General features: G+C 68.0%; 30 protein-coding genes. 18 read left to right on the top strand and 12 right to left on the bottom strand.

Annotated elements, in window-relative coordinates; genetic code table 11:
* Positions 1 to 91: 91 nt before the first annotated feature.
* The 3 genes from obgE to rplU form a co-directional block, all read right to left on the bottom strand.
* Complete coding sequence (gene obgE / locus VA603_RS02315; RefSeq protein ID WP_132864514.1) at positions 92 to 1,150, bottom strand: GTPase ObgE; 1,059 nt, start codon at positions 1,148 to 1,150, stop codon at positions 92 to 94.
* A 182-nt stretch (positions 1,151 to 1,332) separates the two neighbouring features.
* Complete coding sequence (rpmA, locus tag VA603_RS02310; protein WP_132864515.1) at positions 1,333 to 1,593, bottom strand: 50S ribosomal protein L27; 261 nt, start codon at positions 1,591 to 1,593, stop codon at positions 1,333 to 1,335.
* Positions 1,594 to 1,612: 19 nt separating this feature from the next.
* Positions 1,613 to 1,921, bottom strand: a complete 309-nt coding sequence (gene rplU / locus VA603_RS02305; protein WP_132864516.1) for a 50S ribosomal protein L21 — start codon at positions 1,919 to 1,921, stop codon at positions 1,613 to 1,615.
* A gap of 280 nt (positions 1,922 to 2,201) precedes the next feature.
* Here rplU and uvrA point away from each other — a divergent pair, with 280 nt between their 5' ends.
* Together uvrA and VA603_RS02295 are read left to right on the top strand one after the other, a co-directional pair.
* A complete protein-coding gene (gene uvrA, locus VA603_RS02300; RefSeq protein ID WP_132864517.1) occupies positions 2,202 to 5,162 on the top strand; it encodes an excinuclease ABC subunit UvrA in 2,961 nt (986 codons plus the stop codon).
* On the top strand, positions 5,162 to 5,569 hold the full coding sequence (locus tag VA603_RS02295) for an acyl-CoA thioesterase (protein ID WP_132864518.1): 408 nt from the start codon (positions 5,162 to 5,164) through the stop codon (positions 5,567 to 5,569). Before uvrA ends, VA603_RS02295 begins: the two co-directional genes overlap by 1 nt.
* Before the next feature lie 84 nt (positions 5,570 to 5,653).
* Here the strand turns inward: VA603_RS02295 and VA603_RS02290 are convergent, their stop codons facing one another.
* Positions 5,654 to 6,187: a carboxymuconolactone decarboxylase family protein gene (locus VA603_RS02290; RefSeq protein WP_132864519.1), complete on the bottom strand. Its 534-nt coding sequence runs from the start codon at positions 6,185 to 6,187 to the stop codon at positions 5,654 to 5,656.
* Positions 6,188 to 6,305: 118 nt separating this feature from the next.
* Between VA603_RS02290 and VA603_RS02285 the strand changes: the two genes are divergently transcribed.
* Complete coding sequence (locus tag VA603_RS02285; protein ID WP_323437821.1) at positions 6,306 to 7,238, top strand: AraC family transcriptional regulator; 933 nt, start codon at positions 6,306 to 6,308, stop codon at positions 7,236 to 7,238.
* Here VA603_RS02285 and VA603_RS02280 read toward each other — a convergent pair.
* Positions 7,217 to 7,669, bottom strand: coding sequence for a copper chaperone PCu(A)C (locus VA603_RS02280; protein ID WP_323437820.1), 453 nt, complete (start codon positions 7,667 to 7,669; stop codon positions 7,217 to 7,219). The genes VA603_RS02285 and VA603_RS02280 overlap by 22 nt on opposite strands.
* 37 nt (positions 7,670 to 7,706) lie before the next feature.
* On the opposite strand from VA603_RS02280, the gene VA603_RS02275 reads away from it, so the two are divergent.
* The 4 genes from VA603_RS02275 (at position 7,707) to VA603_RS02260 (ending at position 11,293) form a co-directional block, all read left to right on the top strand.
* A complete protein-coding gene (locus tag VA603_RS02275; protein WP_323437819.1) occupies positions 7,707 to 8,489 on the top strand; it encodes an enoyl-CoA hydratase/isomerase family protein in 783 nt (260 codons plus the stop codon).
* 67 nt (positions 8,490 to 8,556) lie between these two features.
* On the top strand, positions 8,557 to 9,456 hold the full coding sequence (tesB, locus tag VA603_RS02270; protein ID WP_323437818.1) for an acyl-CoA thioesterase II: 900 nt from the start codon (positions 8,557 to 8,559) through the stop codon (positions 9,454 to 9,456).
* Between the two features lie 3 nt (positions 9,457 to 9,459).
* On the top strand, positions 9,460 to 9,969 hold the full coding sequence (locus tag VA603_RS02265; protein ID WP_132864524.1) for a putative signal transducing protein: 510 nt from the start codon (positions 9,460 to 9,462) through the stop codon (positions 9,967 to 9,969).
* A 124-nt stretch (positions 9,970 to 10,093) separates the two neighbouring features.
* Positions 10,094 to 11,293 (top strand): RNA polymerase sigma factor, encoded by a 1,200-nt coding sequence (locus tag VA603_RS02260; protein WP_323437817.1) that lies wholly within the window; start codon positions 10,094 to 10,096, stop codon positions 11,291 to 11,293.
* Positions 11,294 to 11,359: 66 nt separating this feature from the next.
* Here the strand turns inward: VA603_RS02260 and VA603_RS02255 are convergent, their stop codons facing one another.
* A complete protein-coding gene (locus tag VA603_RS02255) occupies positions 11,360 to 11,935 on the bottom strand; it encodes an EF-hand domain-containing protein (RefSeq protein ID WP_132864526.1) in 576 nt (191 codons plus the stop codon).
* Positions 11,936 to 12,085: 150 nt separating this feature from the next.
* Between VA603_RS02255 and VA603_RS02250 the strand changes: the two genes are divergently transcribed.
* The 3 genes from VA603_RS02250 to VA603_RS02240 all read left to right on the top strand — a co-directional run bounded on the left by VA603_RS02250 (position 12,086) and on the right by VA603_RS02240 (position 14,608).
* Complete coding sequence (locus VA603_RS02250; protein ID WP_132864527.1) at positions 12,086 to 12,847, top strand: arginyltransferase; 762 nt, start codon at positions 12,086 to 12,088, stop codon at positions 12,845 to 12,847.
* 94 nt (positions 12,848 to 12,941) lie between these two features.
* Positions 12,942 to 13,319, top strand: a complete 378-nt coding sequence (locus VA603_RS02245) for a hypothetical protein (protein WP_165931079.1) — start codon at positions 12,942 to 12,944, stop codon at positions 13,317 to 13,319.
* A gap of 116 nt (positions 13,320 to 13,435) precedes the next feature.
* The gene (locus tag VA603_RS02240) at positions 13,436 to 14,608 is read left to right on the top strand and encodes an endonuclease/exonuclease/phosphatase family protein (RefSeq protein WP_323438067.1); all 1,173 of its coding nucleotides are present in this window, start codon (positions 13,436 to 13,438) and stop codon (positions 14,606 to 14,608) included.
* A 203-nt stretch (positions 14,609 to 14,811) separates the two neighbouring features.
* Here VA603_RS02240 and purT read toward each other — a convergent pair whose 3' ends face one another.
* Positions 14,812 to 15,996 (bottom strand): formate-dependent phosphoribosylglycinamide formyltransferase, encoded by a 1,185-nt coding sequence (gene purT, locus VA603_RS02235; RefSeq protein ID WP_132864530.1) that lies wholly within the window; start codon positions 15,994 to 15,996, stop codon positions 14,812 to 14,814.
* Positions 15,997 to 16,212: 216 nt separating this feature from the next.
* Here purT and VA603_RS02230 point away from each other — a divergent pair, with 216 nt between their 5' ends.
* Genes VA603_RS02230 through VA603_RS02195 form a run of 8 tightly spaced genes read left to right on the top strand, consistent with a single transcriptional unit; the run spans position 16,213 to position 21,847 of the window.
* On the top strand, positions 16,213 to 17,094 hold the full coding sequence (locus VA603_RS02230; protein WP_132864531.1) for an SPFH domain-containing protein: 882 nt from the start codon (positions 16,213 to 16,215) through the stop codon (positions 17,092 to 17,094).
* Between the two features lie 10 nt (positions 17,095 to 17,104).
* Positions 17,105 to 17,389 carry a hypothetical protein gene (locus tag VA603_RS02225; RefSeq protein ID WP_323437816.1) on the top strand — a complete coding sequence of 95 codons (285 nt, stop codon included), beginning with the start codon at positions 17,105 to 17,107 and terminating at the stop codon, positions 17,387 to 17,389.
* Entirely contained in the window at positions 17,386 to 17,568 is a 183-nt protein-coding gene (locus VA603_RS02220) for a type II toxin-antitoxin system antitoxin (RefSeq protein ID WP_132864533.1), read from the top strand. Before VA603_RS02225 ends, VA603_RS02220 begins: the two co-directional genes overlap by 4 nt.
* Positions 17,565 to 17,747, top strand: a complete 183-nt coding sequence (locus VA603_RS02215; protein ID WP_323437815.1) for a DUF4177 domain-containing protein — start codon at positions 17,565 to 17,567, stop codon at positions 17,745 to 17,747. Before VA603_RS02220 ends, VA603_RS02215 begins: the two co-directional genes overlap by 4 nt.
* On the top strand, positions 17,747 to 19,039 hold the full coding sequence (locus VA603_RS02210; protein WP_323437814.1) for an alpha/beta hydrolase: 1,293 nt from the start codon (positions 17,747 to 17,749) through the stop codon (positions 19,037 to 19,039). Before VA603_RS02215 ends, VA603_RS02210 begins: the two co-directional genes overlap by 1 nt.
* The gene (locus tag VA603_RS02205) at positions 19,036 to 19,602 is read left to right on the top strand and encodes a PH domain-containing protein (protein ID WP_323437813.1); all 567 of its coding nucleotides are present in this window, start codon (positions 19,036 to 19,038) and stop codon (positions 19,600 to 19,602) included. The genes VA603_RS02210 and VA603_RS02205 overlap by 4 nt, the downstream gene beginning before the upstream one ends.
* A 9-nt stretch (positions 19,603 to 19,611) precedes the next feature.
* Positions 19,612 to 20,430 carry a M15 family metallopeptidase gene (locus VA603_RS02200; RefSeq protein ID WP_323437812.1) on the top strand — a complete coding sequence of 273 codons (819 nt, stop codon included), beginning with the start codon at positions 19,612 to 19,614 and terminating at the stop codon, positions 20,428 to 20,430.
* On the top strand, positions 20,411 to 21,847 hold the full coding sequence (locus VA603_RS02195) for an FAD-binding oxidoreductase (protein ID WP_323437811.1): 1,437 nt from the start codon (positions 20,411 to 20,413) through the stop codon (positions 21,845 to 21,847). Before VA603_RS02200 ends, VA603_RS02195 begins: the two co-directional genes overlap by 20 nt.
* A 151-nt stretch (positions 21,848 to 21,998) precedes the next feature.
* Here the strand turns inward: VA603_RS02195 and VA603_RS02190 are convergent, their stop codons facing one another.
* The 5 genes from VA603_RS02190 to VA603_RS02170 form a co-directional block, all read right to left on the bottom strand.
* Positions 21,999 to 22,673, bottom strand: coding sequence for a DNA-3-methyladenine glycosylase family protein (locus VA603_RS02190; RefSeq protein WP_323437810.1), 675 nt, complete (start codon positions 22,671 to 22,673; stop codon positions 21,999 to 22,001).
* A gap of 4 nt (positions 22,674 to 22,677) precedes the next feature.
* Positions 22,678 to 23,049: a DUF423 domain-containing protein gene (locus VA603_RS02185; RefSeq protein ID WP_323437809.1), complete on the bottom strand. Its 372-nt coding sequence runs from the start codon at positions 23,047 to 23,049 to the stop codon at positions 22,678 to 22,680.
* A gap of 102 nt (positions 23,050 to 23,151) precedes the next feature.
* On the bottom strand, positions 23,152 to 24,294 hold the full coding sequence (locus VA603_RS02180; RefSeq protein WP_132864539.1) for a polyketide cyclase: 1,143 nt from the start codon (positions 24,292 to 24,294) through the stop codon (positions 23,152 to 23,154).
* Between the two features lie 279 nt (positions 24,295 to 24,573).
* On the bottom strand, positions 24,574 to 25,215 hold the full coding sequence (locus VA603_RS02175; RefSeq protein WP_132864540.1) for a response regulator: 642 nt from the start codon (positions 25,213 to 25,215) through the stop codon (positions 24,574 to 24,576).
* Complete coding sequence (locus VA603_RS02170; protein WP_323437808.1) at positions 25,215 to 26,414, bottom strand: sensor histidine kinase; 1,200 nt, start codon at positions 26,412 to 26,414, stop codon at positions 25,215 to 25,217. Before VA603_RS02170 ends, VA603_RS02175 begins: the two co-directional genes overlap by 1 nt.
* Positions 26,415 to 26,529 lie beyond the last annotated feature (115 nt).

Genomic DNA, 26,529 nt, shown 5'->3' with positions numbered 1-26,529 from the left:
ACCCTTGCCGAGCCCGGCCCGGTACTGCCGGCATAAAAAACGCCGCCCTCCCCTTCGGAAGCGCGGCGCTTCTGCCTGCAGCGCAGGAAACTCAGCCGCCCTGCGCTTCGCGCTCTTCGGCTTCCAGCAGCTTCTGGTGGTCGAAGAAGGCCATGATGTCCTTCATGATCGGCCAGGTGCCCTCACGACCCAGCGCCGAGACCAGGTACCACGGACCGGTCCAGCCCAGCTCCTTGACCACCTGCTCGGCCGCGGCCTGCGCCTCGTCCTCGAACATCAGGTCGGCCTTGTTCAGCACCAGCCACCGCGGCTTCTCCAGCAGTTCCGGGTCGTGCTTGCCCAGCTCACGCTCGATCGCACGCACCTGCTCGACCGGCGAGATGCCTTCCACGCCCCCTTCCATCGGCGAGATGTCGACGAGGTGCAGCAGCAGGCGGGTGCGCTGCAGGTGGCGCAGGAACTGCGCACCCAGGCCGGCGCCGTCGGCAGCGCCTTCGATCAGGCCCGGGATGTCGGCGATCACGAAGCTGCGGTAGTTCTCCACCTTCACCACGCCCAGGTTCGGGTACAGCGTGGTGAACGGGTAGTCGGCCACCTTCGGCGTCGCCGCCGAGACCGCGCGGATCAGGGTGCTCTTGCCGGCATTCGGGAAGCCCAGCAGGCCGACGTCGGCCAACAGTTTCAGCTCCAGCTTGAGCAGGCGATCCTCGCCCTCCTCGCCCGGCAGCGCCTGGCGCGGGGCACGGTTGGTCGAGCTCTTGAAGTGCATGTTGCCCAGGCCGCCCTTGCCGCCCTTGGCCACCAGCAGGCGGTCGCCATGCTGGACCATGTCACCGATCACTTCGTCGGTGGCCACGTTGATCACCACGGTGCCGACCGGCACGGTGATGACCAGGTCCTCGCCACCCTTGCCGTAGGCCTGGCGGCCCATGCCGTTCTCGCCGCGCTGCGCCTTGAAGATGCGGTCATGGCGGAAGTCGACCAGGGTGTTCAGGTTCTCGTCGGCACGGATCCACACGCTGCCGCCGTCGCCGCCGTCACCACCATCGGGACCACCGAGCGGAATGAACTTCTCACGGCGAAAGCCCACGCAGCCGTTACCGCCGTTGCCAGCGATGACCTGGATCTCCGCTTCGTCTACAAGTTTCATGATTCTGGTTGCCCACTGATGGCGGGAGGCAGGACTGCCTGGCCGCTGATTCTATGCAATGCCCCGGCCTGGCCGGAACGACGGACCGCTGGCCCGCCAATATATCTGCCAACGAAAAACCCCGCCGAAGCGGGGCTTTCGTCAGCTGCCCACGCTGGACGTGGGCGCCTGCGCGTGCGGAATCAGACTTCCGCGACGACGCTGACGGTGCGACGCTTCTTGGCGCCCTTCACCGAGAACTCAACCTTGCCGTCGACCAGCGCGAACAGCGTGTGGTCGCGGCCCAGGCCGACGCCGGCGCCCGGGTGGAACTGGGTGCCGCGCTGACGCACGATGATGTTGCCTGCCTCGATGGCCTGGCCACCGAAGATCTTGACGCCCAGGTACTTCGGGTTGGAGTCGCGGCCGTTGCGCGAGGAGCCTACGCCCTTTTTATGTGCCATGACGGATTCTCCTTAGCTATTAGCCGGCGATGCCGGTGATTTGGATTTCGGTGTAGTACTGACGGTGACCCTGACGCTTCATGTGGTGCTTGCGGCGACGGAACTTGATGATCCGGACCTTGTCGGCGCGGCCGTGGGCCACGACCTTGGCGGTCACCGAAGCGCCCTTGAGCGCATCACCCAGCTTGATGCCGTCGGCATCGCCGAGCATCAGGATGTTGTCGAACTTGATCTCGCTGCCGGCTTCGACTTCGAGCTTCTCAACGCGCAGGGTTTCACCCTGAGCGACGCGGTACTGCTTACCGCCAGTTACCAGAACTGCATACATGACCAGACTTCCTCTGTAGTTATTGTGGTCGCCGTGCCCGCCATCGAGGGCGGACAGAAGCGGGATTTTACCGGCACAACCCAGCCCGGGTCAACCCACCCCCTGCTCGGGAAAACCGTGTCTGAACAATCACCTGCCTACCGCCCAGTCTCAGCTTTTCGGACTGGCAAATGCGGTAATTGCCCCAAAATCACAAGGCCGCTAGGCTGATCGACTGCCGTCAGCTACGCCCCCCACTTCTGCCGCCGGCCTGCCGGCGGCGGTCCAATACGGATCTCCCATGGCGATGGATTTCATCCGCATCCGCGGTGCGCGGACGCACAACCTCAAGAACATCGACCTCGACCTGCCCCGCGACAAGTTGATCGTGATCACCGGCCTGTCCGGCTCGGGCAAGTCCTCGCTGGCGTTCGACACCATCTATGCCGAAGGCCAGCGCCGCTACGTCGAGTCGCTGTCGGCCTACGCACGCCAGTTCCTGAGCGTGATGGAGAAGCCGGACCTGGACCACATCGAGGGCCTGTCCCCGGCCATCTCGATCGAGCAGAAGTCGACCTCGCACAACCCGCGCTCGACCGTGGGCACCATCACCGAGATCTACGACTACCTGCGCCTGCTCTACGCCCGCGTCGGCAGCCCGCGCTGCCCGGACCACGGCTACCCGCTGGAAGCGCAGACGGTCAGCCAGATGGTCGACCAGGTGCTGGCGCTGGACCCCGAGCAGCGCTACATGCTGCTGGCCCCGGTCATCCGGGACCGCAAGGGCGAGCACGTGCAGGTGTTCGACCAGCTGCGCGCGCAGGGCTTCGTGCGCGTGCGGGTGGACGGCGAGCTGTACGAGATCGACGCGGTGCCGCCACTGGCGCTGCGCCAGAAGCACACCATCGAGGCGGTGATCGACCGCTTCCGCCCGCGCGAGGACCTCAAGCAGCGCTTGGCCGAAAGCTTCGAGACCGCGCTCAAGCTGGGCGACGGCATGGCCTCGGTGCAGAGCCTGGACGACGCCAAGGCCACCCCGCAGCTGTTCTCCTCCAAGTACTCCTGCCCGGTCTGCGACTACGCGCTGCCGGAGCTGGAGCCGCGCCTGTTCTCGTTCAACGCGCCGATGGGCGCCTGTCCGGGCTGTGATGGCCTGGGCATGGCCGAGTACTTCGACCCGTCGCGGGTGGTGATCCACCCCGAGCTGTCGCTGGCCGCCGGCGCGGTGCGCGGCTGGGACCGCCGCAACGCCTACTACTTCCAGCTGATCGCCTCGCTGGCCAAGCACTACAAGTTCGACGTCGACGCGCCGTGGCAGTCGCTGCCGGAAAGCGTGAAACAGGCCGTGCTGTATGGCAGCGGCGAGGACCAGATCACCTTCACCTACTTCACCGAGGCCGGTGGCCGCAGCCAGCGCAAGCACCGCTTCGAGGGCATCATCCCCAACCTGGAACGCCGCTACCGCGAGACCGAATCGCCGGCGGTGCGCGAGGAGCTGGCCAAGTACATCAGCGAGCGGCCGTGCCCGGAGTGCAAGGGCGCGCGCCTGAACAAGGCCGCCCGCAACGTGTTCGTCGCCGACCGCCCGCTGCCCGAACTGGTGGTGATGCCGATCGACGAGGCCCTGACCTTCTTCAACCAGCTGACCCTGCCGGGCTGGCGCGGCGAGATCGCCACCAAGATCGTCAAGGAGATCGCCGAACGGCTGGGCTTCCTGGTCGACGTGGGCCTGGATTACCTCACCCTGGAGCGCAAGGCCGACACCCTGTCCGGCGGCGAGGCGCAGCGCATCCGCCTGGCCAGCCAGATCGGCGCCGGCCTGGTCGGCGTGATGTACGTGCTCGACGAGCCGTCCATCGGCCTGCACCAGCGCGACAACGAACGCCTGCTCGGCACCCTGACCCGCCTGCGTGACCTCGGCAACACGGTGATCGTGGTCGAACATGACGAAGACGCCATCCGCCTGGCCGACTACGTGCTGGACATCGGCCCCGGCGCGGGCGTGCACGGCGGCGAGATCGTCGGCCAGGGCTCGCTGCAGGACATCCTCGATGCGCCGCGCTCGCTGACCGGCCAGTACCTGTCGGGCAAGCGTGCCATCGAGATCCCGGCGCGCCGGCACAAGGCCAACCCGAAGATGACGCTGCACCTGCGCGGTGCCAGCGGCAACAACCTCAAGGGCGTGGACCTGGACATCCCGGCCGGCCTGCTCACCTGCATCACCGGCGTATCCGGCTCGGGCAAGTCGACGCTGATCAACGACACCCTGTTCTCGCTGGCCGCCAACGAGATCAACGGCGCCTCGCACCCGATCGCGCCGTACAAGGAAATCGATGGCCTGGACCTGTTCGACAAGGTGGTGGACATCGACCAGTCGCCGATCGGCCGCACCCCGCGCTCGAACCCGGCCACCTACACCGGCCTGTTCACGCCACTGCGCGAACTGTTCGCCCAGGTGCCCGAGGCACGTGCGCGCGGTTACTCGCCGGGCCGCTTCAGCTTCAACGTGCGTGGCGGCCGCTGCGAGGCCTGCCAGGGCGATGGCCTGATCAAGGTGGAGATGCACTTCCTGCCGGACGTGTACGTGCCCTGCGACGTCTGCCACGGCAAGCGCTACAACCGCGAGACGCTGGAGATCCTCTACAAGGGCTACAACATCAACGACGTGCTGGAGATGACCGTCGAGGATGCGTTGCGCCTGTTCGAACCGGTGCCGACCATCGCTCGCAAGCTGGAAACGCTGGTCGACGTGGGCCTGAGCTACGTCAAGCTGGGCCAGAGCGCGACCACGCTGTCCGGTGGTGAAGCGCAGCGCGTGAAACTGTCCAAGGAGCTCTCGCGCCGTGATACCGGGCGCACCCTGTACATCCTCGACGAGCCGACCACCGGCCTGCACTTCCACGACATCGAGGCCCTGCTCGGCGTGCTGCACAAGCTGCGCGACGAGGGCAACACGGTGGTGGTGATCGAGCACAACCTGGACGTGATCAAGACCGCCGACTGGATCGTCGACCTCGGGCCGGAAGGCGGCCATCGCGGCGGCACCATCCTGGTCACCGGTACCCCCGAAGACGTGGCCGCGCATCCGGACTCGTACACCGGCCAGTTCCTGGCGCGGATGCTGCCGTCCACGCAGGCGCGCCCGGAGCAGCCGGCCGCAGTGGCCAACAAGCCCGATGCGCGCCCGCCGCGCAAGGAAAAGGCCGCCAAGAAGACGGCCACCAAGAAAGCCGCCGCCCCCCGCAAGAAGAAGGCCTCGTGATGAGCAGCGAACACAAGCAACTGGCCCGCGTACCGATCAGCGTGCGCTGGCGCGACATGGACTCCATGGGCCACGTCAACAACGCCAAGTACGTCTCCTACCTGGAAGAGGCGCGCGTGCGCTGGATGCTGGGCGTGGAAGGCGTGTCGATGAGCGACCGCATCGCACCGGTGGTGGCCAACACCAACATCAACTACCGCCTGCCGATCGTGTGGCCCAACGACATCGTGGTGGAACTGTTCGTCGAGCGGCTGGGCAACAGCAGCGTGACCATCGGCCATCGCATCGTCGACCAGCAGGACAGCAGCAAGCTGTACTCCGACGGCAATGTGGTCGTCGTGTGGATGGATACGCAAACCGGCAAGAGCGCGCCGTTGCCGGAACCGGTGCGGAACGCTTCGAGCTGAGTTGCCGTATGCATTGCTGGAATGAGGAAAGCCGCCCTTGGGGGCGGCTTTCCTTTTTCCGGCTGAAGCGCAGCAGCGCCCCCGTTACTTCAACGCCACCTTCGGGAAATCCACCGGCACATCCAGCGCCACGTTGATGTAGTTGGTGAACAGGTTGAGCGCGACGTGGGCCAGGATCTCCACGATCTGCCCGTCATCGAATCCGGCCCCACGCAGGTGCGCGACATCCGTGTCGGTGAGCTGCGCACGCTGCTCCACCACCTTCAACGCAAACGCCAGCGCCGCCGCGGTACGGGCATCACGGGAGCGACCAAGCTGCGCCTCGGCCATGTCGGTGGCGGTCGCGCCGGCCTGCTGGCCGAGCACGGTATGGGCGGCCAGGCAGTACTCGCATCGGTTGCGGTTGGCGATGGCCACGGCGATCTGCTCACCCAGGCGCGCGCCGAGCGTGCCCTTGCCCAAGGCACCGAAAGCGGCCCACATGCTCTGCAGTGCGGCCGGGGAGTTGGCAACGGCCTTGAACATGTTCGGGGTGGCGCCGAAGGCCTGCTGGATCTGGGCGAGCAGCGGCTGGCTGGCGGCGGGAGCGGATTGGGACTGAAGGCTGACACGGGACATGGTGATCTCCTGATCGGTGGGGTGGGACGCATCGGGCGGGCTGCCCGTGGAGCCAGTCTCCGCGACCTGGATGGATCATTTGATACGATTCGTACGCCAAACAAACCAATTGATACAAATGAGCACCACTCCCCCGATGGATCGGCTGGCCGGCATCCTGGACAACTTCCGCTTCCGGGCGCAGCTGTACCACTCGGGCCCCCTGTGCGGACTCACCCATTTCGACGCCGGCCAAGGCCATGCCTTCCTGCACGTGCTGCGCCGCGGCCAGCTCGAGGTCAGCCACCCCGGCCGCCGCGACCTGCCGGAGCGGATGCATTTCGATGTCCCCAGCCTGCTGTTCTATCCCCGTCCGCTGACCCACCGGTTCCACAACCCGCCCCGCGACGGTGCCGACTTCACCTGTGCCCGGCTGGACTTCGATGGCGGCATGGCCCATCCGCTGGTCCGGGGGCTGCCGCCACTGGTCGCGCTGCCGCTGGACCGGGTACCCGGGCTGGCGCTGTCACTGGAGCTGCTGTTCTGCGAAACCGACCAGGCACGCTGTGGACAGCGCCTGCTGACCGACCGCCTGTTCGAGGTCGTGGTCATCCAGTTGCTGCGCTGGCTGCTTGATCACCCGGAGGAAGCGGGCATCCGTCCCGGCTTCATCACCGGCCTGTCCGAGCCGCGGCTGGCCCGTGCGCTGGTGGCGATGCATGACACGCCGGGCCATCCATGGACACTGGCACGCATGGCCGAACGCGCCGGCATGTCACGCACCGCCTTCGCCAACACCTTCCGCGCGTGGGTCGGGCAGACCCCGGCCGACTACCTGACCGATTGGCGCATCGCGCTGGCGCAACGCGACCTGCGGCGTGGCCGGCCGATCACCGCGCTGGCCGAAGAGCTGGGGTATGCCAATGCCTCGGCGCTGTCCCGCGCCTTCGCCGCGAAGGTGGGCACATCACCGCGTGACTGGATGAAGCAGGTGCGGCACGCCCACCAGATAGCTCCCGGCCCGGACGCGGATCCCGCTGCGTGGGACGGTCAGGGCTGCCCCGGCGCCTGACGCCGCACCTGCAAGGTGCCGTCCACCTTGGCCCCGTCCTCCAGGCTCAGCCGCAGGGGCACCCGCGTGCCCTCGGCCAGCGTCAGCGCAGGCTGCATCAACATCAGGTGCAGGCCACCGGGCTTGAGCTCCACCGTCGCCCCAGCCGGGATCGGCAGCCGCGCCACCTCGCGCATCCGGCTGACCCCCTGCACCTGCGTGGTTTCATGCAACGACACCTCGCCGAACGCGCGGCTGCCCGCGGCCACCACCACCACCTCGGCACGGCAGTCATTGCGGAGGCGCGCGTAGCCGGCCGTCATCGGCGTGGCGCCCGGTGGCAGCCGCGCCCAGCCATCGGTGATCGTCACGCAGGCCGGCGCGCGCGTTTGAGCCGCGGCCCCGAACGCACACAGGCCCAACAGTACGCACACGAATGGTTTGGTTATCATCGAAACCACGACTCCCTGCCGTACGAGAAACCGCAGCATGACCACGCTCATCGAAGTGATCAACCATGGCCCCATCCGCGAACTGCGCCTGGCCCGGCCGCCGGTCAACGCGCTGGACACCGAGCTTTGCCGGTCGCTGATCGCCGCGCTGAGCCAGGCCATGGCCGAGGACGTGCAGGGCATCGTGCTGTCCGGCAGCGAACGCATCTTCACCGGCGGCATGGACGTGCCGTACCTGCTGCGCCATGGCCAGGACAAGCACAAGCTGCTGGACAGCTGGCAGGCCTTCTTCGGCGCCGCCCGCACGCTGGCCGAAAGCCGCATCCCGGTGGCGGCGGCATTGACCGGCCACTCGCCGGCCGGCGGCTGCGTGCTGGCGCTGTGCTGCGATTACCGGGTGATGGCACGCAGCGTCGACCCGGCCAAGCCCTATGTGATCGGCCTGAACGAAGTACAGGTCGGCCTGGTCGCGCCGGAAGGCATCCAACACCTGATGCGGCGCGTGGTCGGCACCCACCGTGCCGGCGTGCTGCTGGCCGGCGGCCAGCTGGTCACCTCCGAGCGGGCGCTGGAGATCGGCCTGGTCGATGAACTGGCCAATGGTGCCGACGCGGTCGTCGCGCAGGCGGTTGCCTGGCTGCAGGCACAGCTCAAGCTGCCGCGCCAGCCGATGCTGCAGACCCGCGCCATCGCCCGCGCCGACCTGCACGACGCCATGCAACCGGAGCACATCCAGCTTGAGCGGTTCGTCGAGGCCTGGTACTCGGCCGACGCCCAGGGCGCGCTGCAGGCGCTGGCCGCACGCCTGGGCAAGAACTGAGCCCCGCCGGCGGGCGGCGCGCTGCCGCCCGCTATAATCGCGACCTGTCGAACCGAAGGCCGCCGTCTTGTCCGCCAATGCCGAACCCGTTGTCCCCGAACTGATTGACCTGTTGTCGCTGGAGCGGCTGGAGGACAACCTGTTCCGTGGCCAGAGCCGCGATATCGGCACCAAGTACGTGTTCGGCGGGCAGGTGCTGGGGCAGGCGCTGGCCGCCGCCCAGGCCACCATCGACAACGGCCGCCACGTGCATTCGCTGCATGCCTATTTCCTGCGTGCCGGCAACATCGACCACCCGATCATCTACGACGTGGACCGCACCCGCGACGGCGGCAGCTTCTCGGTGCGCCGCGTCACCGCGATCCAGCACGGCAAGGTGATCTTCTTCTGCGCGGCCTCCTTCCAGCAGGCCGAACGCGGCGCCGAGCACCAGCACAAGATGCCGGAGGTGCCGGCACCGGAAGACATCGAGCCCAACCGCCCGCTGCCGGCCGACGTGCTCGAGCGGCTGCCGGTGAAGGTGCAGCGCTGGCTTTCGCGCGGCGGCCCGTTCGAGTTCCGGCATGTCTATCCGCGCGACGAACTGCACCCGCCCAAGCGCCCGCCCTACCACCAGGTGTGGCTGCGATTGAACGAAAGGGTCGGCGATGCACCGGAGCTGCACCAGGCATTGCTGGCCTATGCCTCCGACTTCCACCTGCTCGGCACCGCCACGTTCCCGCACGGCATCAGCTACTACCAGCCGCACGTGCAGATGGCCTCGCTGGACCATGCCATCTGGTTCCATCGCCCGTTCCGGGTCGACGACTGGCTGCTGTACTCGCTGGACAGCCCGAGCGCACAGGACGCGCGCGGCCTGGCGCGGGGCCAGTTCTTCACCCGTGACGGCGTGCTGGTGGCCAGCACCGCGCAGGAAGGCTTGATCCGCGTCACGCCTTCCACCGGCGCCGACGGCGGCAAGGAGTAAGCCATGCGCAAGATCTTCAGCAGCCAGCGCGTGGAGAACGCCGAGGCGGTGGCGCAGATGCTGCGCGATGCCGACATCGAGGTCCGCGTCACCAACGGCCACTCGTACCACAGCAAGCGCCGCGGCCAGTTCAGTTACCTGGACAAGAGCGACGGGACCAACCATCCCGCGGTGTGGGTGGTGCATGCCAATGACCAGCCGCGTGCGCGCGAGATCCTGCGCGGCGCCAACCTGCTGCAGACCACCCGTACCGACCATCCCGTCGCCGAGTACGCCTTCCGCGAAATGCCGCAGCAGGAAAGCGGCGGCCGCGGCTGGGCATGGCGCATCCGCATCATCCTGCTGGCGGTGATCGCCGGCGTGGTGCTGCTGATGATGCTGCGCCGGCAGGCCGCGCCCACCCCGCCAGCACCGGCGCCCGCCCCGCAGGCCCAGCCCGCGGCGCCGCAGGCGCCGGAGGAGGTACGCGTGCGGATCCAGCCGACCACCGCGCCGGACGCCGGCAAGAAATAGCCCGGATCCGAAACGGGGAAGCGCCAGTGCCACCACCCTGCCCGGCCTTCTCCCTGTTTCCCCGTCCCCGGTCACATCCAGCGCTGGCCTGCGTCATGTATTGCGAACCCCGAGGGAAGCGCCCATGACCACCGCCACGCTGGACACCCTGCTGCAACAGGAACTGCCCGCCGCCCGCCGCGGCTGCACCCGCTCCTACGGGCGCATCGTGCTGGGTTGCCAGAACACGGTGACCGCCATCGCCCTGGCGATCACCCGCGACGTGCAGGCCAGCGAGGACATCGCCCAGGAGGCCTTCATCAAGGCCTGGCAGCAGCTCAACCAACTCAACAACGGCGCCAGCTTCCTGCCGTGGCTGCGCCAGATCACCCGCAACCTGGCCCGGGACTGGCTGCGAGCCAACCACAACCGCCCCCTCAGCGGCGAGGCGGCCGAGATCGCCATCGGCATGGCCGCCGACCCCGCACCGGATGCGGTCGAGGCAATGAGCCGCGTCGAAGAGGAACTGGCCGCCGAGGAAATCATCTCGGCCCTGCCCGAGGACAGCCGCGAGACCCTGCTGCTGTTCTACCGCGAAGGACAGAGCTCGCAGCAGGTCGCACGGCTGCTGGGCCTGAGCGATGCCGCCGTGCGCAAGCGCTTGTCGCGTGCCCGCGCCACCGTGCGCGACGAACTGCTCAAGCGCTTCGGCGAGTTCGCCCGCAGCACCGCGCCGGGCACAGCCTTTGCCGCGGCGGTCTGCTCGACGGTGATGCTAGCCGCGCCCGGCACCGCCAGCGCCATCGTGTTCGGCACCGCCGCCGGCGCCGGCAAGCTGGGGGCCAGTGGCCTGGGCACGACCACCCTCGGAGGCGGTGCCGCCGCCGGCACGCTCGGGGCGACGGTGAACACCCTGATGCCCAACTCCCACGACATCCTGCTGGTCATCGGCAGCATCGCGTTCGGCATGCTGTCGGCCTACCTGTCCAGCCTCTACCTGCTGCGCTATGCCGAGACCGCGCAGGAGCGCACGCAGTTGCGCCGTTTCCTGCGCCTGCATGTCACCACCGCCTTCCTGTTCTGCACCAGCACGATGGCGACGGTGCTGCTGCGGATGGGCCCCTTGCCCGGGGTGCTGGTCATCGCCGTGGGCATGACCGTGCTGAACTACCAGTACCTGGTCAGCCTGCCGCGGGTGATGGCGCCGATGCTGGCGCGCGACGCCGCGCGCCACGGCCGCCGTGGCCCGACCTGGGTCTATCGCAGCCTGTTCGGCCGCAGTGCGGTGGTTGGCGCGTCGCTGCTCGTGGTGGTCGCGGTGGCGTACGCCTTGATGGGCAACTGAGGCCGGACATGAAACACCCCGCTGTTGCCAGCGGGGGTGCTGTCGATCGGCGCCTCTCCGGAAGGGTTACTTCGCAGCCGGAGCCTGCGGCGGCATCGGACCGCGCGGGCCGCGCGACCGCTCCTTGCCGCGTGCTGCGTCCAGTTCGGCCTGGCTCAACTTGCCGTCCTTGTCGGTGTCGGCCTGGGTGAACCATTCGGTGCGGCGCTGCTCGGCGCGGGCCTGACGGTCGGCCTGGTCGATGAAACCGTCCTTGTTGACGTCGAGACGGTCGAAGTGGGCCCGGTACTCGGCAGCGCTGATCCGGCCGTCATTGTCGGTGTCCATGCCGCGCAGCATGAAGCCATCACGTCCGCCATGGCCCGCATGGCCATGGCCGCCCCGGCCATGCCGGTCGGCGAAACGCGGGGCCGGCAGCTCCTCGCGCGACAGCTTGCCATCCTTGTTCTTGTCCAGCTCGTCGAAGCGCTGGGCCAGGCGCGGATGCGAGGCGGCTTCCTGGCGATCGATCACGCCATCACCGTTGGCATCCATGCGAGGCGGCGTGGGTCGCTGGCCGGCGGGACTGGCAGCCAGTGCAACACCGGTGGCCGACGTGGCCAGCAGCAGGGCCAGCAGGAGGAAGGGCTTGCGTTGGGTCATGGTGCGACTCCGTTGGTGGAAGAACGGACGCGACAGTGCGTCCTCGCTACCGTCAACGCGCGGGGGAAACACCGGTTGACGTCTCCACCGGCGATATTCATCGGGCAGACAGACGCAGGTTCTGCGACGACGCGGGGCTATGCTTGCCCCATGGCAGTACATGACGAAACCAATCAGGAACTACGCCTGTTCCAGACCGGGGAACACCCCTGCGGCTACTGGCCGGAGCGGCAGGCACGCGATCTCGTGCTCGATCCCCAGGACGAGCGCCTGGGCACGCTGTACCCGATGGCCTTGAGCTGGGGCTTCCGCCGCTCCGGCGACCTGGTCTACCGCCCGCACTGCCAGAACTGCCGTGCCTGCGTGCCGGTGCGCATCCCGGTGGCGCGCTTCGCGCCGGACCGCAGCCAGCGCCGCTGCCTGGCCCGCAACGCCGACCTGGAATGCCGGGTGCTGCCGGCCGAACGCACGGACGAGCAGTTCGCGCTCTACCAGCGCTACCTGCAGCACCGCCATGCCCGTGGCGGCATGGATGACCATGGCCCACACGAGTTCGACCAGTTCCTGATCGGCAGCTGGTCGCACGGGCGCTTCATGGAGATCCGCAGCCCGACCGTGGACCACCAGCGCGGCCGGCTGCTGGGCGTGGCGGTGACCGATGTCACCGAACTTGGCCTATCGGCGGTGTACACCTTCTTCGACCCGGAGCAGGACAAGCGCAGCCTGGGCACCTTCGCGATCCTGCAGCAGATTGCCTGGGCCCAGCGCGGTGGCCTGCCCCACCTGTACCTGGGCTACTGGATCCACGGCCATCGCAAGATGGACTACAAGCGCCGCTACCATCCGCTGGAGTATTTCGATGGGCGGCACTGGCGGCAGGCCGATCCGGGGAACGAAGCGTTGCAGTCTTGATTTGAATTTAACCAAAGTTCACGCAAAGTTACGCCCGTCGCCGCGGACCTCGCGGCGGCCAAAAGGAAGAACCCCTGTCCAACTGGAGCTATGCGTGAAGATCAAGATCCTGGCTGTTGCCGCTTTTGCCGTCCTGTCCCTGGCCGCCTGCAAGAAGGCCGAGACGCCTGCCGACCCGGCAGCCCCCGCAGCTCCGGCCGCCTCCGCCCCGGCCGCCGTCACCCCGGCGCCGACCACCGACACCGTTGATGCCGGCACCGGCGTCCCGGAATGCGACCAGTACCTGGAGAAGGTCTACGCCTGCATCAGCGACAAGGTTCCCGAAGCCCAGCGCGACATGATGAAGCAGGGCATCGAGCAGTCGAAGAACGCCTGGAAGGGCATCTCCGACAAGACCGCCCTGGCCGCCCAGTGCAAGACCGCCATGGACCAGGCCAAGACCAGCTTCGGCGCCATGGGCTGCACGTTCTGATCCCACGCTCAGCCGGACCTCGGACGCCCCGCCCCCGCGGGGCGTTCGCATTTCTCGTACCGGTCATGAGGTCGTGAGAAAATGCCCGGATGCGCATTCCCACTTTCCTGCTCCCCATGACCCTGCTGCTGGCAGCCTGTTCCACCTCCGCGAACACCGCCAGCATGCCCTCCTCCGCCGACCACCTGCGGCTGGCCACGTACAACACCTCGCTGTACTCCGACGAGGAAGGTGGCCTGATCCGCGAACTGCAGGGCGACAGCGCCCATGCACGCAAGATCGCCGCGGTGCTGCAACAGGCGCGCCCGGACCTGGTGCTGCTCAACGAGTTCGACTTCGACCCGGCCCACCGGGCCGCCGAGCTGTTCCAGCAGCGCTACCTCGAAGTGGCCCAGCCCGGTGGCGGCGAACCGCTGCACTACCCCTACCGCTACCTGGCACCGGTCAACACCGGCGTGCCCAGCGGCCTGGACCTGGACAACAACGGCAGCGTCGGCGGCACCGGCCGCGAGCGTGGCAACGATGCGTGGGGCTACGGCCTGCACCCGGGCCAATACGGCATGCTGGTGCTGTCCCGCTACCCCATCGACGAGAAGCACGTACGCAGCTTCCAGCTGCTGAAGTGGAGCGCCATGCCCGGCGCGCTGCGCCCGATCGAGCCGGGCACCGGCAAATCGTTCTGGCCCGATGCGGTGTGGTCACAGCTGCGCCTGTCGTCCAAATCGCACTGGGACGTGCCGGTGGAAACCCCGCTGGGCACCGTGCACGTGCTGGCCTCCCACCCCACCCCGCCGGTGTTCGATGGCAAGGAGAAGCGCAACGCCGCGCGCAACCATGACGAGCTGCGGCTGTGGAAGGACTATCTCGATGGCGGCAACGACGCCTGGCTGTGCGACGACCAGGGCCGCTGCGGCGGGCTGGCCGCCGATGCGCGGTTCGTGATCGTCGGCGACATGAACAACGACCCGGTCGATGGCGACGGCCGCCACGACGCCATCCTCGAACTGCTCGAGCATCCGCGCGTGCTGCGCTACCCCACGCCGAGCAGCGAGGGCGCGCGCGAGACCAGCCTAGCCTATGCCGAAAAGGGCCTGGTCCGGCGCGGCGCACCGCAGCACGCCACCGGTGATTTCGGCCCGCGCTCGGGCACGATGCGCCTGGACTACGTGCTGCCATCCACGGGTTTCAGCTACATCGGTAGCGGCGTGTTCTGGCCGGCCAACGCCAGCCCCGAGGCGAAGATCGCCGACGGCAGCGACCACCATCTGGTCTGGGTGGACGTGCGCTGAGGGCTTACGGAAAACGCCGGCGGAAGCCGGCGTTTTTTGTTGCGGCAAGGCCAAGGGCTTACCCCTCCCCCGTCCTCCCCTTGGCGGTGCCATAGGGAGGCGGCGGTTCTGCGCGGCGCTTCAGGCTGCAACGAAGCCTGCTTTTGCCCCTCCCTTTGGCACCGCCAAGGGAAGGGTTGGGGAGAGGGGAGCTCCAAACGAACTCAGCGCAGCTCAATCCCGATCGCTGCCGCCGCATCGCGCGCGATCGCACGCGCCTGGTCCACGTCGGCCGCGCGCGCCAGGGTGACGCCGACGCGGCGCTGGCCCTGCACCATCGGCTTGCCGAACAGGCGCAGCGCCGAATCCGGGTGCAGCAGCGCTTCGGCCACGTTGCTGAAGAACGGCACGCCGTTGCCCTGCGCCAGCATCGCGCACGAGGCCGATGCGCCGTGGTGACGGATCACCGGGATCGGCAGGCCCAGGATCGCGCGGGCATGCAGCGCGAACTCACTCAGCTCCTGCGATACCAGCGTGACCAGGCCGGTGTCGTGCGGACGCGGCGAGACCTCGCTGAACCAGACATCGTCGCCCTTCACGAACAGCTCCACGCCGAACAGGCCCCAGCCACCGAGGTCGTCGGTGATGGCGCGGGCAATCTGCTGCGCGCGCTCCAGCGCCTTGGGCGACATCGCCTGCGGCTGCCAGCTTTCGCGGTAGTCACCGTCGCGCTGCAGGTGCCCAACCGGATCGCAGAACGACGTGCCGCCGGCATGGCGCACAGTCAGCAGGGTGATCTCGTACTCGAAGTCGATGAAGCCCTCGACGATGCAGCGCCCGGCACCGGCGCGGCCACCGGTCTGCGCGTAGTCCCACGCCGGGCCGATGTCGGCCTCGCTGCGCAACGTGCTCTGGCCCTTGCCCGAGGACGACATCACCGGCTTGACCACGCACGGCAGGCCGATCGCGGCCACCGCATCGCGGTATTCGGCCTCGGTATCGACGAAACGGTACGGCGAGGTCGGCAGGCCCAGCGTCTCGGCCGCCAGCCGGCGGATGCCCTCGCGGTCCATGGTCAGGCGCGCGGCGCGGGCGGTCGGGATCACCCGCAGGCCCTGTTCGGCTTCCAGCTGCACCAGGGTTTCGGTGTGGATGGCCTCGATCTCCGGCACGACCAGGTGCGGCTGCTCCTGGGCAATCACGGCCTTCAGCGCCGCCGGGTCGAGCATGTCCAGCACGTGGCTGCGGTGCGCCACCTGCATGGCCGGCGCATCGGCATACCGGTCGGCGGCAATCACTTCCACCCCGAAGCGCTGCAGCTCGATGGCGACTTCCTTGCCCAGTTCACCGGAGCCGAGCAGCAGGACACGGGTGGCGGAGGGCGACAGCGGGGTACCGAGCGTGGTCATCAGGCGATTCCGGGGGCAGGACCAAAAGGGATGCACATTCTAGGCAAGCCGGCCCCTGGGCGGGGGCCGCGCGCGCCGCACCGCCGGGCGGCGGGCGACATGGAGTTCCGACCACCAACACCCCGCTTCCGGGAGCCAACGCCGGCCGCCCGCGGGGCACTTGCGGATTGATATCAATTTGATATCTTCACGTTCAACCACCACGGAAGACGTGCCATGAAAGAGAAGCCTCTCAGTTCGCTGTCCGGTATCCCCACCCTGCTTGGCACCCTCGCCCTGATGCTGGCGGGCACGGTCGCCATCATCTTCGCCGTGGTCCTGACCAAATCCGGCCTGGGTGGCGGCGGGTTGATGGTGCTTGCCGGCATCGTGCTGGTGACCGTCGGCATCTTCCTCAGCTGCGGCCTGTACATGGTCCAGCCCAACCAGGCCGCGGTGCTCAGCCTGTTCGGCAAGTACGTCGGCACGGTCAAGGACAACGGCCTGCGCTGGAACAACCCCTTCCTGACCAAGCGCAAGGTCAGCCAGCGCGTGCGCAACTTCGAGAGCGGCAAGCTCAAGGTCAACGAGCTGGACGGCTCGCCCATCGAGATCGCCGCGGTCATCGTCTGGCAGGTGGTCGATGCCTCCGAAGCGGTCTACAACGTCGATGACTACGAGAGCTTCGTGCACATCCAGTCCGAGTCGGCGCTGCGCGCGATGGCCACCAGCTACCCCTACGACCAGCACACCGACGGGCAGCTGGCCCTGCGCAGCCATGCCAGCGAGATCTCCCAGCACCTGAAGGACGAGTTGGCCGAACGCCTGGCCGATGCCGGCGTGCAGGTGCTCGATGCCCGCATCAGCCACCTGGCCTACGCGCCGGAAATCGCCCAGGCCATGCTGCAGCGCCAGCAGGCCAGCGCGGTGATCGCCGCACGCACGCAGATCGTGGCCGGTGCCGTCGGCATGGTCGAGATGGCCCTGGTCGAACTGCAGAAGAACGCCGTGGTCGAGCTGGACGAGGAGCGCAAGGCGCACATGGTCAGCAACCTGCTCACCGTGTTGTGCTCGGACCGCGGCACCCAGCCGATCGTCAATGCCGGCTCGCTGTACTGAGGACCTCCCGTTGAATGCCCTTGCCCCCCTGATCATCGCCGCCACCGGCATCCCCGCCCTGTGCTTCGCCGCCTGGAGCGGCCGCCCCGGCACCGTGCATGCGCGCGGGCTGGGGCTGCGCTGGGCATTGATCGCGCTGTGCCTGTTCGTCGGCGCGGTTGGCGTATACCTGGCCGGCGACAACCGCAACATCGCCTACGGCGTGGTGATCGCGCTGGTGATCGCGGTCAACGCGCTGGGCATCTCGCTGGTGGTGCACCTGCGCCGCGAGCGCAACGGAGCCCCCCGCAAGTGAGTGAGAAGAAGGCCTACCCGCTGCGCATCAACGCCGACGTACTGGCGGCGGCCCAGCGCTGGGCCGACGACGAGCTGCGCAGCCTCAACGCGCAGATCGAGTACGTGATCCGCGACGCCCTGCGCAAGGCCGGGCGTCTTCCCAGACCCGACGCTGACACGAAACAGGAAGACCCATGAGCAAGCAATGGAAGTACCTCGTCGTTGAAGTGAAGACCGGCCTGATGGGCGGCTTCAGGCATGAAGCACTGCAGGAAGAACTGGACAAGCAGGGCCGGCTCGGCTGGGAACTGGTCAACGTCGTGCACGCCATGCCGACGATCTCCTCGCCCACGCTTGTGTTCAAGAAGGAGCAATGATGAACACCGTGACGGCCTGGATTGCCGCGGCGATGCTCACCCTGTCCGGCAGTGCGTTCGCGGCGGAGCCGGAGGCATTGGCCACGCGCCTGCTCGACCAGCTCGACGCCGGCCAGTACGCCCAGGCCGAGGCCATGTTCTCGGCGCAGATGAAGGCCGCGGTCCCGGCCGACAAGCTCCGTGCGGTCTGGGAGTCGCTGCCGGCGCAGATGGGAGCCGCCACCGGCCGGGGCGATGCACGCACCAGCGAAGCCGACGGCGTGCGCATCGTGGTCATCCCGTTGCAGTACGCCAACGGCGCACTGCAGGCACGGGTCGCCCTGGACAGCGATGACCGGATCACCGGCTTCCTGGTCCAGCCGGCCGGCCCGCCATCGGCCGCCGCGCCGGCCGCCGATGCGGCCTTCATCGAGCAGGACTTCCAGGTGCCTGCCAGTGCAGCGGGCAAGGCCGCCCTGCCCGGCACGCTGGCCCTGCCCAAGGGCAAGGGCCCGTTCCCGGCGCTGGTGCTGGTGCATGGCTCCGGCCCGCAGGACCGCGACGAAACCATCGGTTCCAATCGCCCGTTCCTGGACATCGCGCGCGGCCTGGCCGCACAGGGCATCGCGGTGCTGCGTTACGAGAAGCGCACCCATGCACGCCCCCAGGAGTTCCAGGGCGCCTTCACCGTCGATGACGAAACCACCGACGATGCCGCTGCCGCGGTGCAGGCCCTGGCGGCCACGCCCGGCATCGATCCGCAACAGGTCTACCTGCTCGGCCACAGCCAGGGCGGCCTGCTCGCCGGCCGGATCGCCAGGGCCACCGACGGCAAGCTGGCCGGGCTGATCCTGCTGGCCGCACCAGTGCGGCCGATCCTGGACATCCTGGCCGAGCAGAACCGCTACATGGCCAACCTCGACGGCAGCGTCAGCGCCGAAGAGCAGGCGCAGCTGGTCGCACTGGACGCCGCCATCGCCCAGGTCCGGCGCGATCCCGACGCCACGCTGATGAACCTGCCCGGACGCTTCTGGCAGCAGCTGGAACAGGTCGACCCGGTCGCCGATGTCCGCGCCAGCGGCCTGCCGGTGCTGCTGTTGCAGGGCGGGCAGGACTTCCAGGTGGTCGATGCCGAGTGGCAGCTGTGGCGCAAGGGCCTGCAGGGCGAACGCTACCGTTTCCATCACTACCCCGCGCTCAATCACCTGGCCATCCGCGCCAGCGGCAAGCCGGCCCTGCAGGACTACCAGCAGCCCGGTCACGTCGATGCTGTGCTGATCAACGACATCGCGCAGTGGATCCACACCCGATGATCCCCCCGGCCCATGCCGCCGCCCACCCGATCCCGCTGGCCGCAGCCGGCCGCGGCGCGCTGTGGTGGCTGTGGGGGCCGATCCTGCTGGCGATCAGCATCGAACCGCTGATCCGCCTGTTTGCCGGCAAATCCCCGGTCACCACCGCTTTCGCCTCATGGGGACCACTGGTGGTGCTGCCACTGCTGGCGCTTGCACTGAGCCTGCTCTACCGGCGTCGCTCGATCACGCTCGACGGCGGGCAGCTGGACATCGTCAGCACGCTGTACCGCAAGCGCGTGGCGCTGGGCGAGTTGCGCCTGGACCGTGCACGCGCGGTCCGCTTCGACGAGTACCCGGACTTCAAGCCTGCATCCAAGGCCAATGGCTTCCAGTTTCCCGGCTTCCGCTCGGGCCACTTCCGCATGCCCGATGGCGGCAAGGCGTTCTGCCTGATCACCGACAACCAACGCGTGCTGGTGTTGCCACTGCGCGATGGTTCGGTCGTGCTGGTCAGTCCCGAGCAGCCCCGGCAGCTGCTCGATGAACTCCGCCGGCTGGCCGAGCGGCGTGTGCGCCCCTAAGCTGGGCAGATGCGCAACGCCCCCCATCTCCTGATCAACACCCCGGATATCGAAATCTGGCCCGGCGGGTTGCTGCACGCACGCAGCAACCACGATGCACGCCTGCTGGCGCGGGCCAGCCATGTCCTGCGCCGCAAGCAAGACGGGCGCTACCTCGCCGCGCAGCTTGCCGGCGGGCTGATGCCCCTGCTCCCCCGCCTGGCCGATGCCGCCGGCATCAACGAAGCCCTGGCCGCGCTGGACACCCGCCTCACCCAACCGGCGCGCATCCCGCCGCCGCCGGGCACGCTTCCGCTGGACCGCCTGCAGCAGCGCCTGGACCAGCTCGGCCTGGATGAGGCCCGCTATGCCGAACGCACCGGTCTGGCACTGGTGGCCGAACCCGCACACCTGGCATTGGCCGGCTTCGACCGCTACCGCCGCCCCCTGTGGCTCACCCGTGCCGCGGCGCGCGCGTGGCAGCGCCTGCAGCAGGCCGCCGCGGTCGACGGCATCGCCCTGGAGGCGATTTCCGGGTACCGCAGCCATGCCTACCAGCTGGGCATCTTCGAGCGGAAGCAGGCGCGCGGGCTGTCGGTGGAACAGATCCTCACCGTCAATGCCGCACCAGGCTACAGCGAACACCACGGCGGCAACGCGCTGGACATCAGCAGCCCCGGCGAGCCGGCCGCCGAGGAATCCTTCGAGCACACGGCCGCGTTCGCATGGTTGCAGCTGCACGCCGCCACGTTCGGCTTCCACATGAGCTATCCCCGCGACAATCCGCACGGCATCGTCTACGAGCCGTGGCATTGGTGCCTTGCCAGCCGTGACGACGCACCGAACTGATCCGCGCCGCCGCGCGGTGCTGCAGGGCACGCTATCGGCAGGCCTGCTTGGCGGCTTGACGGCGTGCCGTCGCGACGCCGGGCAGCCGCAGGCGAGCGATGTGGCGCAACTGGACCAGACCCGGATCGCCGGCACGCTGCACCCCACCGGCAGCGCCGGCATTGCCGCGGCACTGCGCCGTTGGCCCGGGGTGGTCTGCATCGCAGGCGGCCGCTACAGCATGGGCGGGCAGACCCGCGAACCGGACGCGCTGCAGCTGGACATGACCACGATGAACCGCCTGGTCTGGCTGGACACCGCCCACCGGCGGGTGCGCGTGCAGGCCGGCATGCGCTGGCGAGAACTGCAGGCGTTGATCGACCCGCACGACCTGTCGGTCAAGGTCATGCAGAGCTACAGCAACTTCTCCATCGGCGGATCGGTCTCGGTCAACTGCCATGGCCGCTACATCGGCAATGGTGCGTTGGCTGGCACGGTGCGCGCCCTGCAACTGGTCACCGCGGCCGGTGAAACGCTGGAGCTCTCGCGCATGCAGCAGCCGGAGCTGTTCGCCGCGGTGATCGGCGGGTACGGCGGGCTCGGCGTGATCACCGAGGTCGAACTCGACCTGACCGACAATGAAGTGATCGCGCGCAAGGTCGAGCAGGTTGCACTGGCCGACTATCCGGACTGGTTCCAGGCGCAGGTGCTCGGCCGGAACGACGTGGTGCTGCACAACGCCGATCTGATCCCGCCGGACTTCGACAGGCCCCTGGCGATCAGCTGGCGCCGCAGCCATGCGCCGCTGACCGATCCGCTGCGGCTGATGCCCGGCCAATCCAGCTACCCCAAGCAGCAGAACATGATCTGGGCCGCCTCCGAGCTGCCGGGAGGCGACCAGCTGCGCGACGTCTACCAGACCCGGCAGTTGCTGACCCAGCCACGCGTGATCCGGCGCAACCTGGAGGCCAGCCTGGACGCGACCGCGCTGGAACCCCGCACGCGGCGCATGTCGTCCTATCTGCTGCAGGAGTACTTCGTCCCGATGTCGGCCTTCGCATCGTTCGCACGGGCGATGGCGCGCATCCTGCGCGAGGGCGAGGCCAATGCGCTGAACATCTCGGTCCGGCACGCACCGGCGGACACCACCTCGCTGATGCGCTGGGCGCGCGAGGACGTGTTCTGCTTCGTGCTGTACCACAAGCAGCGCAACTGGAATGCGGCCGAGCAGAACACCCGTCGCTGGACCCGGCAGCTGATCGCCGCCGCGCTGGCGCATGGCGGTTGTTACTACCTGCCCTATCGCCTGCATGCCACGCTGGCGCAGTTCCGCAGCGCTTACCCGCAGGCGCCCCGCTTCGCCGCGATCAAGCGCCAGGTGGATCCGGACAACCGCTTCCGCAACCTGCTATGGGACCGCTATCTGCCGCACGGCTGATCCCCGCGGGGGCGGCCGCCACGAACGACGGAACCGCACCGGGCGAGGCAACTGCCCGGCGGCAGCGAAGCGGCGCGAGTCACGCCGTGAATCCTGACCGGGACCGGGAGCCTGCCCACTTCGCGGCCGAAGCCGCCCCTACCGGCGGTGCTCAATCCTGAGAGCGGTTGGTGGCCGGCTTCGGATCAGCGCTGAAGTCCGCGATCCGCCACAGGTACAGGCTGGCGTAGGTGCGGTACGGCCCCCAGCGCTCGCCCCGTTCGGCCAGCGCCTTGGGCGTCGGCATCGCCCCGGCCTTGTCCACGCGCTGTGCACCCTTGCGGATGCCCAGGTCATCGATCGGCAGGATGTCCGGCCGGCCCAACCGGAACATCAGCATCATCTCCACCGTCCAGCGCCCGATGCCGCGCACCGGCACCAAGGCCCGGATGATGTCCTCATGGTCCATCGTCGACATCTGCCGCAACGTCGGCAGTTCGCCGGCGGCCTCGCGCCGGGCCAGGTCACGCAGCGCCAGCGACTTGTTGCCGGACACGCCGCACGCGCGCAGCCCGGCATCATCGATCAACGACAAGGTATCGGCATGCAGGCGCCGGCTGCCGATGGCCGCCTCCACCCGGCCCACGATCGTGGAGGCCGCCTTGCCGCTGAGCTGCTGGAACAGGATCGCGCGCGCCAGCGCATCGACCGGGTCGAACGATCGCTTCCAGCCATCCGGTGCCGGCAACGGCCCCAGCCGGCGGATCCAGCCGGCCAGCTTCCGATCACTGCGCTGCAGGTGCGCCAGCGCCTGATCGACATCGAAACCACGCGCATGACGCGGCATGGGGTCAGCGCTTCAGCGCACTGAGCGCCAGCAGCACCCAGCCCGCCATCAGGGTCGTGCCGCCGGCCGGTGCGAGCGTGGTCGGCCACTGCGCCAGCACGTTGCCGGCCAGGCTGCCGGAGAACAGCAGCGTCCCCAGCAGCAGCACATACAGCGCGACCCGCGCGAGACCGTTCAACGACGACCCGCCCAGCACCGCCAGCACCGCGCCATGGCCCAACGCATACAGCGCGGCGGTGTTCAGGTGTGACTGCGCCAACGGCTCGCTCACGCCGTGCGAGGCATAGGCCGACAGCCCGATCGCCACGGCCGCCAGCAAGCCGCCACAGAACGCCAGGAAAGAAGGTTTACGCGAACGTCGTTCCTGTCCAAGCATGTGCCTGCTCCCGTCTGCGGGCCGGCCGGGCCGGCCCAAAAAAAACGCGCCGCAGGGAGCGGCGCGTTTTCGTGTATCACTTCACCAGCAACATCCGGCCGCTTACTTGACGGCCCAGTAGATGTCGTAGGTGCCGTCGGTGGTGAACGCCTTGTCCACGCCACCCTTCCACGACTCGTACGGACGATCCACCACTTCGTTGCCCATGGTGGTTGCCCAGGCACGCAGCGCGTTGCGGGCGACATCCAGGCCAGCCATGTGGCCGGTGTAGGCAGCGGTGGCAGCACGGTGCGGCGTGGTGTGCACGTAGGTAACCGGGTTGCCGGACGGGATCTTGACGGTCAGTGCATCACCGGAAACGGCAACCGGAGCCGCCGGAGCGGCAGCTTCGCCGTCCTTCTTGTCCTTGTCGCCGGCGGCAGCCGGAGCAGCACTGCCCTTGCGGACCGGCAGGACCACGTCGAAGGCGTACTTCTCGGCACCGAAGTCGGTGGTCACGATGCGCACCGGACCGGCGGCGACCAGGCCGTTGGCATCCATCGCACGCTTGATCCACTCCATGTTGTCGTTGATCGACTGCTTGATGGAGTCGTTGTTGCGGTCGATGTTGCCGGCGTTGACGACCAGCAGGTTCTCGGCCGGCAGCTCGACGACCTTCAGGTCGGTCAGCGGCGCTTCGGCAGCGGCGTAGTCAACGTTCGGCACCGAGGCCAGCATGTTGGCCATGCGCGACAGGCCCAGCTTCAGGTCGTCGCCGACGTGGCGGCTGACGTACAGGCCGGCGTAACGGCCGAACAGGTCGAAGCCGTACTTGACCGAGTAGTCCTGGGTGATCTTGACGTTGCGGTCGTTCTTGCCGGTCGGCTCCAGGGTGAAGGTGGTCACCTTGTCCGTGCCGCGGGTCACGTCGTCAATGGCGATCACGACGCGCTTGTTCTTCTCGCTTTCCTTGATCTCCCAGCTGCCCTGGCCCAGGGCGTCATTCTTGGAGGAGTACTCCATGCGGGCACCGACGCCAGCATCCGGGCCGCTGTACTTCAGCTCGACCGCCTTGTCGCGCAGCACCAGCGGGTTCCAGTCCTTGAAGCGGCGCAGGCTGTTGACCGTGTCATACACGATCGTCATCTTGCGGTTGGTTTCGATGCTTTCGGAAATGTGGCGCTCACCCGGCAGACACACGCCGATGATGACAAACAAGCCAGCCACGATCCCCAAGGCAATCAGGAACTCGATAATACGGGTCATTCAGGAGTCTCCGGGGCCGATCCCACGGCCGGGTTGATTGAAGCGAAGCCCCCATCCTATCAGGCTTTTCGCACGATGTTGATTACAAATGGCGTACCGGTTTCCATCCCCGGATGGCGGCGTCAGATCGACAGACCGCAGGGTAGCGCATCAACCGCCAAGCAGATGTGCCTTCATGCATTCGTCAAGGCCATGTGATGACCCTGAGCCGCCCATTCTCACTCCAGTGGCACCGCCGGCACCAGTACCCCACGCGTATTCATCCAACTCTCCCACCGCTCAGACCAGCTGCAGCTCGAAGGCCTTGAGCACGGCACGGGTGCGGTCGCGCACGCCGAGCTTGGACAGGATGTTGGAAACGTGGTTCTTGATGGTGCCCTCGGCCACACCGAGCGAGTTGGCGATCTCCTTGTTGGAGAAGCCGCTGGCCATCAGCCGCAGGATCTCGGTCTCGCGGTCGGTCAGCGGGTCCGGGCGGTCCAGGCTGACGAACTCGTTGCGCATGTGCTCCAGCCCGGACAGCAGCCGCTGGGTCACCGCCGGCTGCACCAGCGAGCCGCCCTCGGACACGGTGCGGATCGCACCGACCAGCTGTTCCAGGGTGACGTCCTTGAGCAGGTAGCCCTTGGCCCCGGCCTTGAGCCCGGCCAGCACCAGCTGGTCGTCGTCGAAGGTGGTCAGGATGATCGACGGCGGCAGCTGGCCCAACCGGCTCAGGGTCTGCAACGCCTCCAGCCCGGACATCACCGGCATGCGCATGTCCATCAGCACCACGTCCGGCTTCACGGTCGGGATCATCTCCACCGCCTGCCGGCCGTCGGTGGCCTCGGCCACCACTTCGATGCCGTCGTCCAGCGCCAACAACGAACGGATGCCCTGCCGTACCAGGGTTTGGTCGTCCACCAGGCAGACACGGATCATCAGTTCACTCCTTGTGGCCCCGAGGCCAACATCATATGGGTAGTCACCGGCAGGCTGGCGCGAAGGCGGAAGCCCTCCCCCTTGCGTGCCGACACATCGAGGCTGCCCTGGTACTGGGCCAGCCGCTCACGCATGCCGCGCAGGCCATTTCCCGGCAGGATCTCGTCAACTTCACCGCCAATGCCGTCATCATGGGCATCAATGACGATCTCACCCCCTTCCCGCACGACCTGGATCCAAAGGTTGCGTGCGCCGGCATGACGCACCGCATTGGTGATGATTTCCTGGGTGCAGCGCAGCAGCACATGGGCGCGCTCGGGGTCCTCGACGTTCAGCGGGTCGTCCATCTGCAGATGGATGTCCAGCGACGGCACCCGCTCGGTCAGCGGCCGCAGCGCCGCGGCCAGGTCGATGGCCCCGCTCTCGCGCAGCTGGCTGACTGCCTCGCGCACGTCGGTGAGCAGCAGCTTGGCCAGCGTGTGCGCCTGCCGGACATGCTCCTGGGCCTGGCCCTCGGTGATGTGGCCGGCCACTTCCAGGTTCAGGCTCAACGCCGTCAGGTGGTGCCCGAGCAGGTCATGCAGCTCGCGGGAAATGCGGGTGCGCTCGTTGACCCGGGCGCTTTCGGCCAGCAGCAGGCGCGTGGCGCGCAGTTCGGCGTTGAGCCGGCGCTGCTCCTCGCGGGCCAGCGTCTGCTGGCGGGCGACCAGGCTGGTGACGAACACGAACATCGAGAAACCGCCGTACAGCAGCGACTGCAGCAGCGCCTCGAACAGCGGCAGGCCGATGATCAGGCTGTAGACCGGCAGCACCGCCAGCTGGCTGACCACCAGCCACAGCACGCCCACCCATTTGCTCAGCAGCCACGGGATCACCCCCGCCGCCACCATCATCAGGATGCTGCCCAGCCCGGTGCCGGAGATGTAGCTGACCACCAGCGCCGAAATGGTCAGCAGCAGCAGGGCCAGCCGGTCGTACCAGCCGGTATGCCCGGCGGCATTCAGCCCCCGGGTCAGCCAGAAGTAGCAGCCACCGAAGGACAGGTAGGCGATGAACAGCCAGGCGGCCTCGTTGGCGCCCGGCTGCATCATCCCTTCTTCGGGCGCGTACTGCGTATAGATCAGCGGCAGGCTGACCAGGGCCCAGGTGAACAGGCCGGCCAGGCGGAGGACGCGGGTATGGCTGAGGTATCCCAACATGCGTGCATGGTAAGGATTGCAGGGCCCGCGCGCTCTCCCACGGAAGTCATGCCCGCCAACGGCATGGGGCCGCTCGCCGCCTCCGCGCCAGCCATGCGATAATCGCGGCAAAGCC

It is taken from the genome of Stenotrophomonas capsici, from assembly GCF_034961085.1.
GTDB classification, from domain to species: domain Bacteria; phylum Pseudomonadota; class Gammaproteobacteria; order Xanthomonadales; family Xanthomonadaceae; genus Stenotrophomonas; species Stenotrophomonas capsici.
The sequence above is the reverse complement of the archived record's forward strand: the minus strand, read 5'-3'. Positions and strand labels throughout refer to the sequence as shown.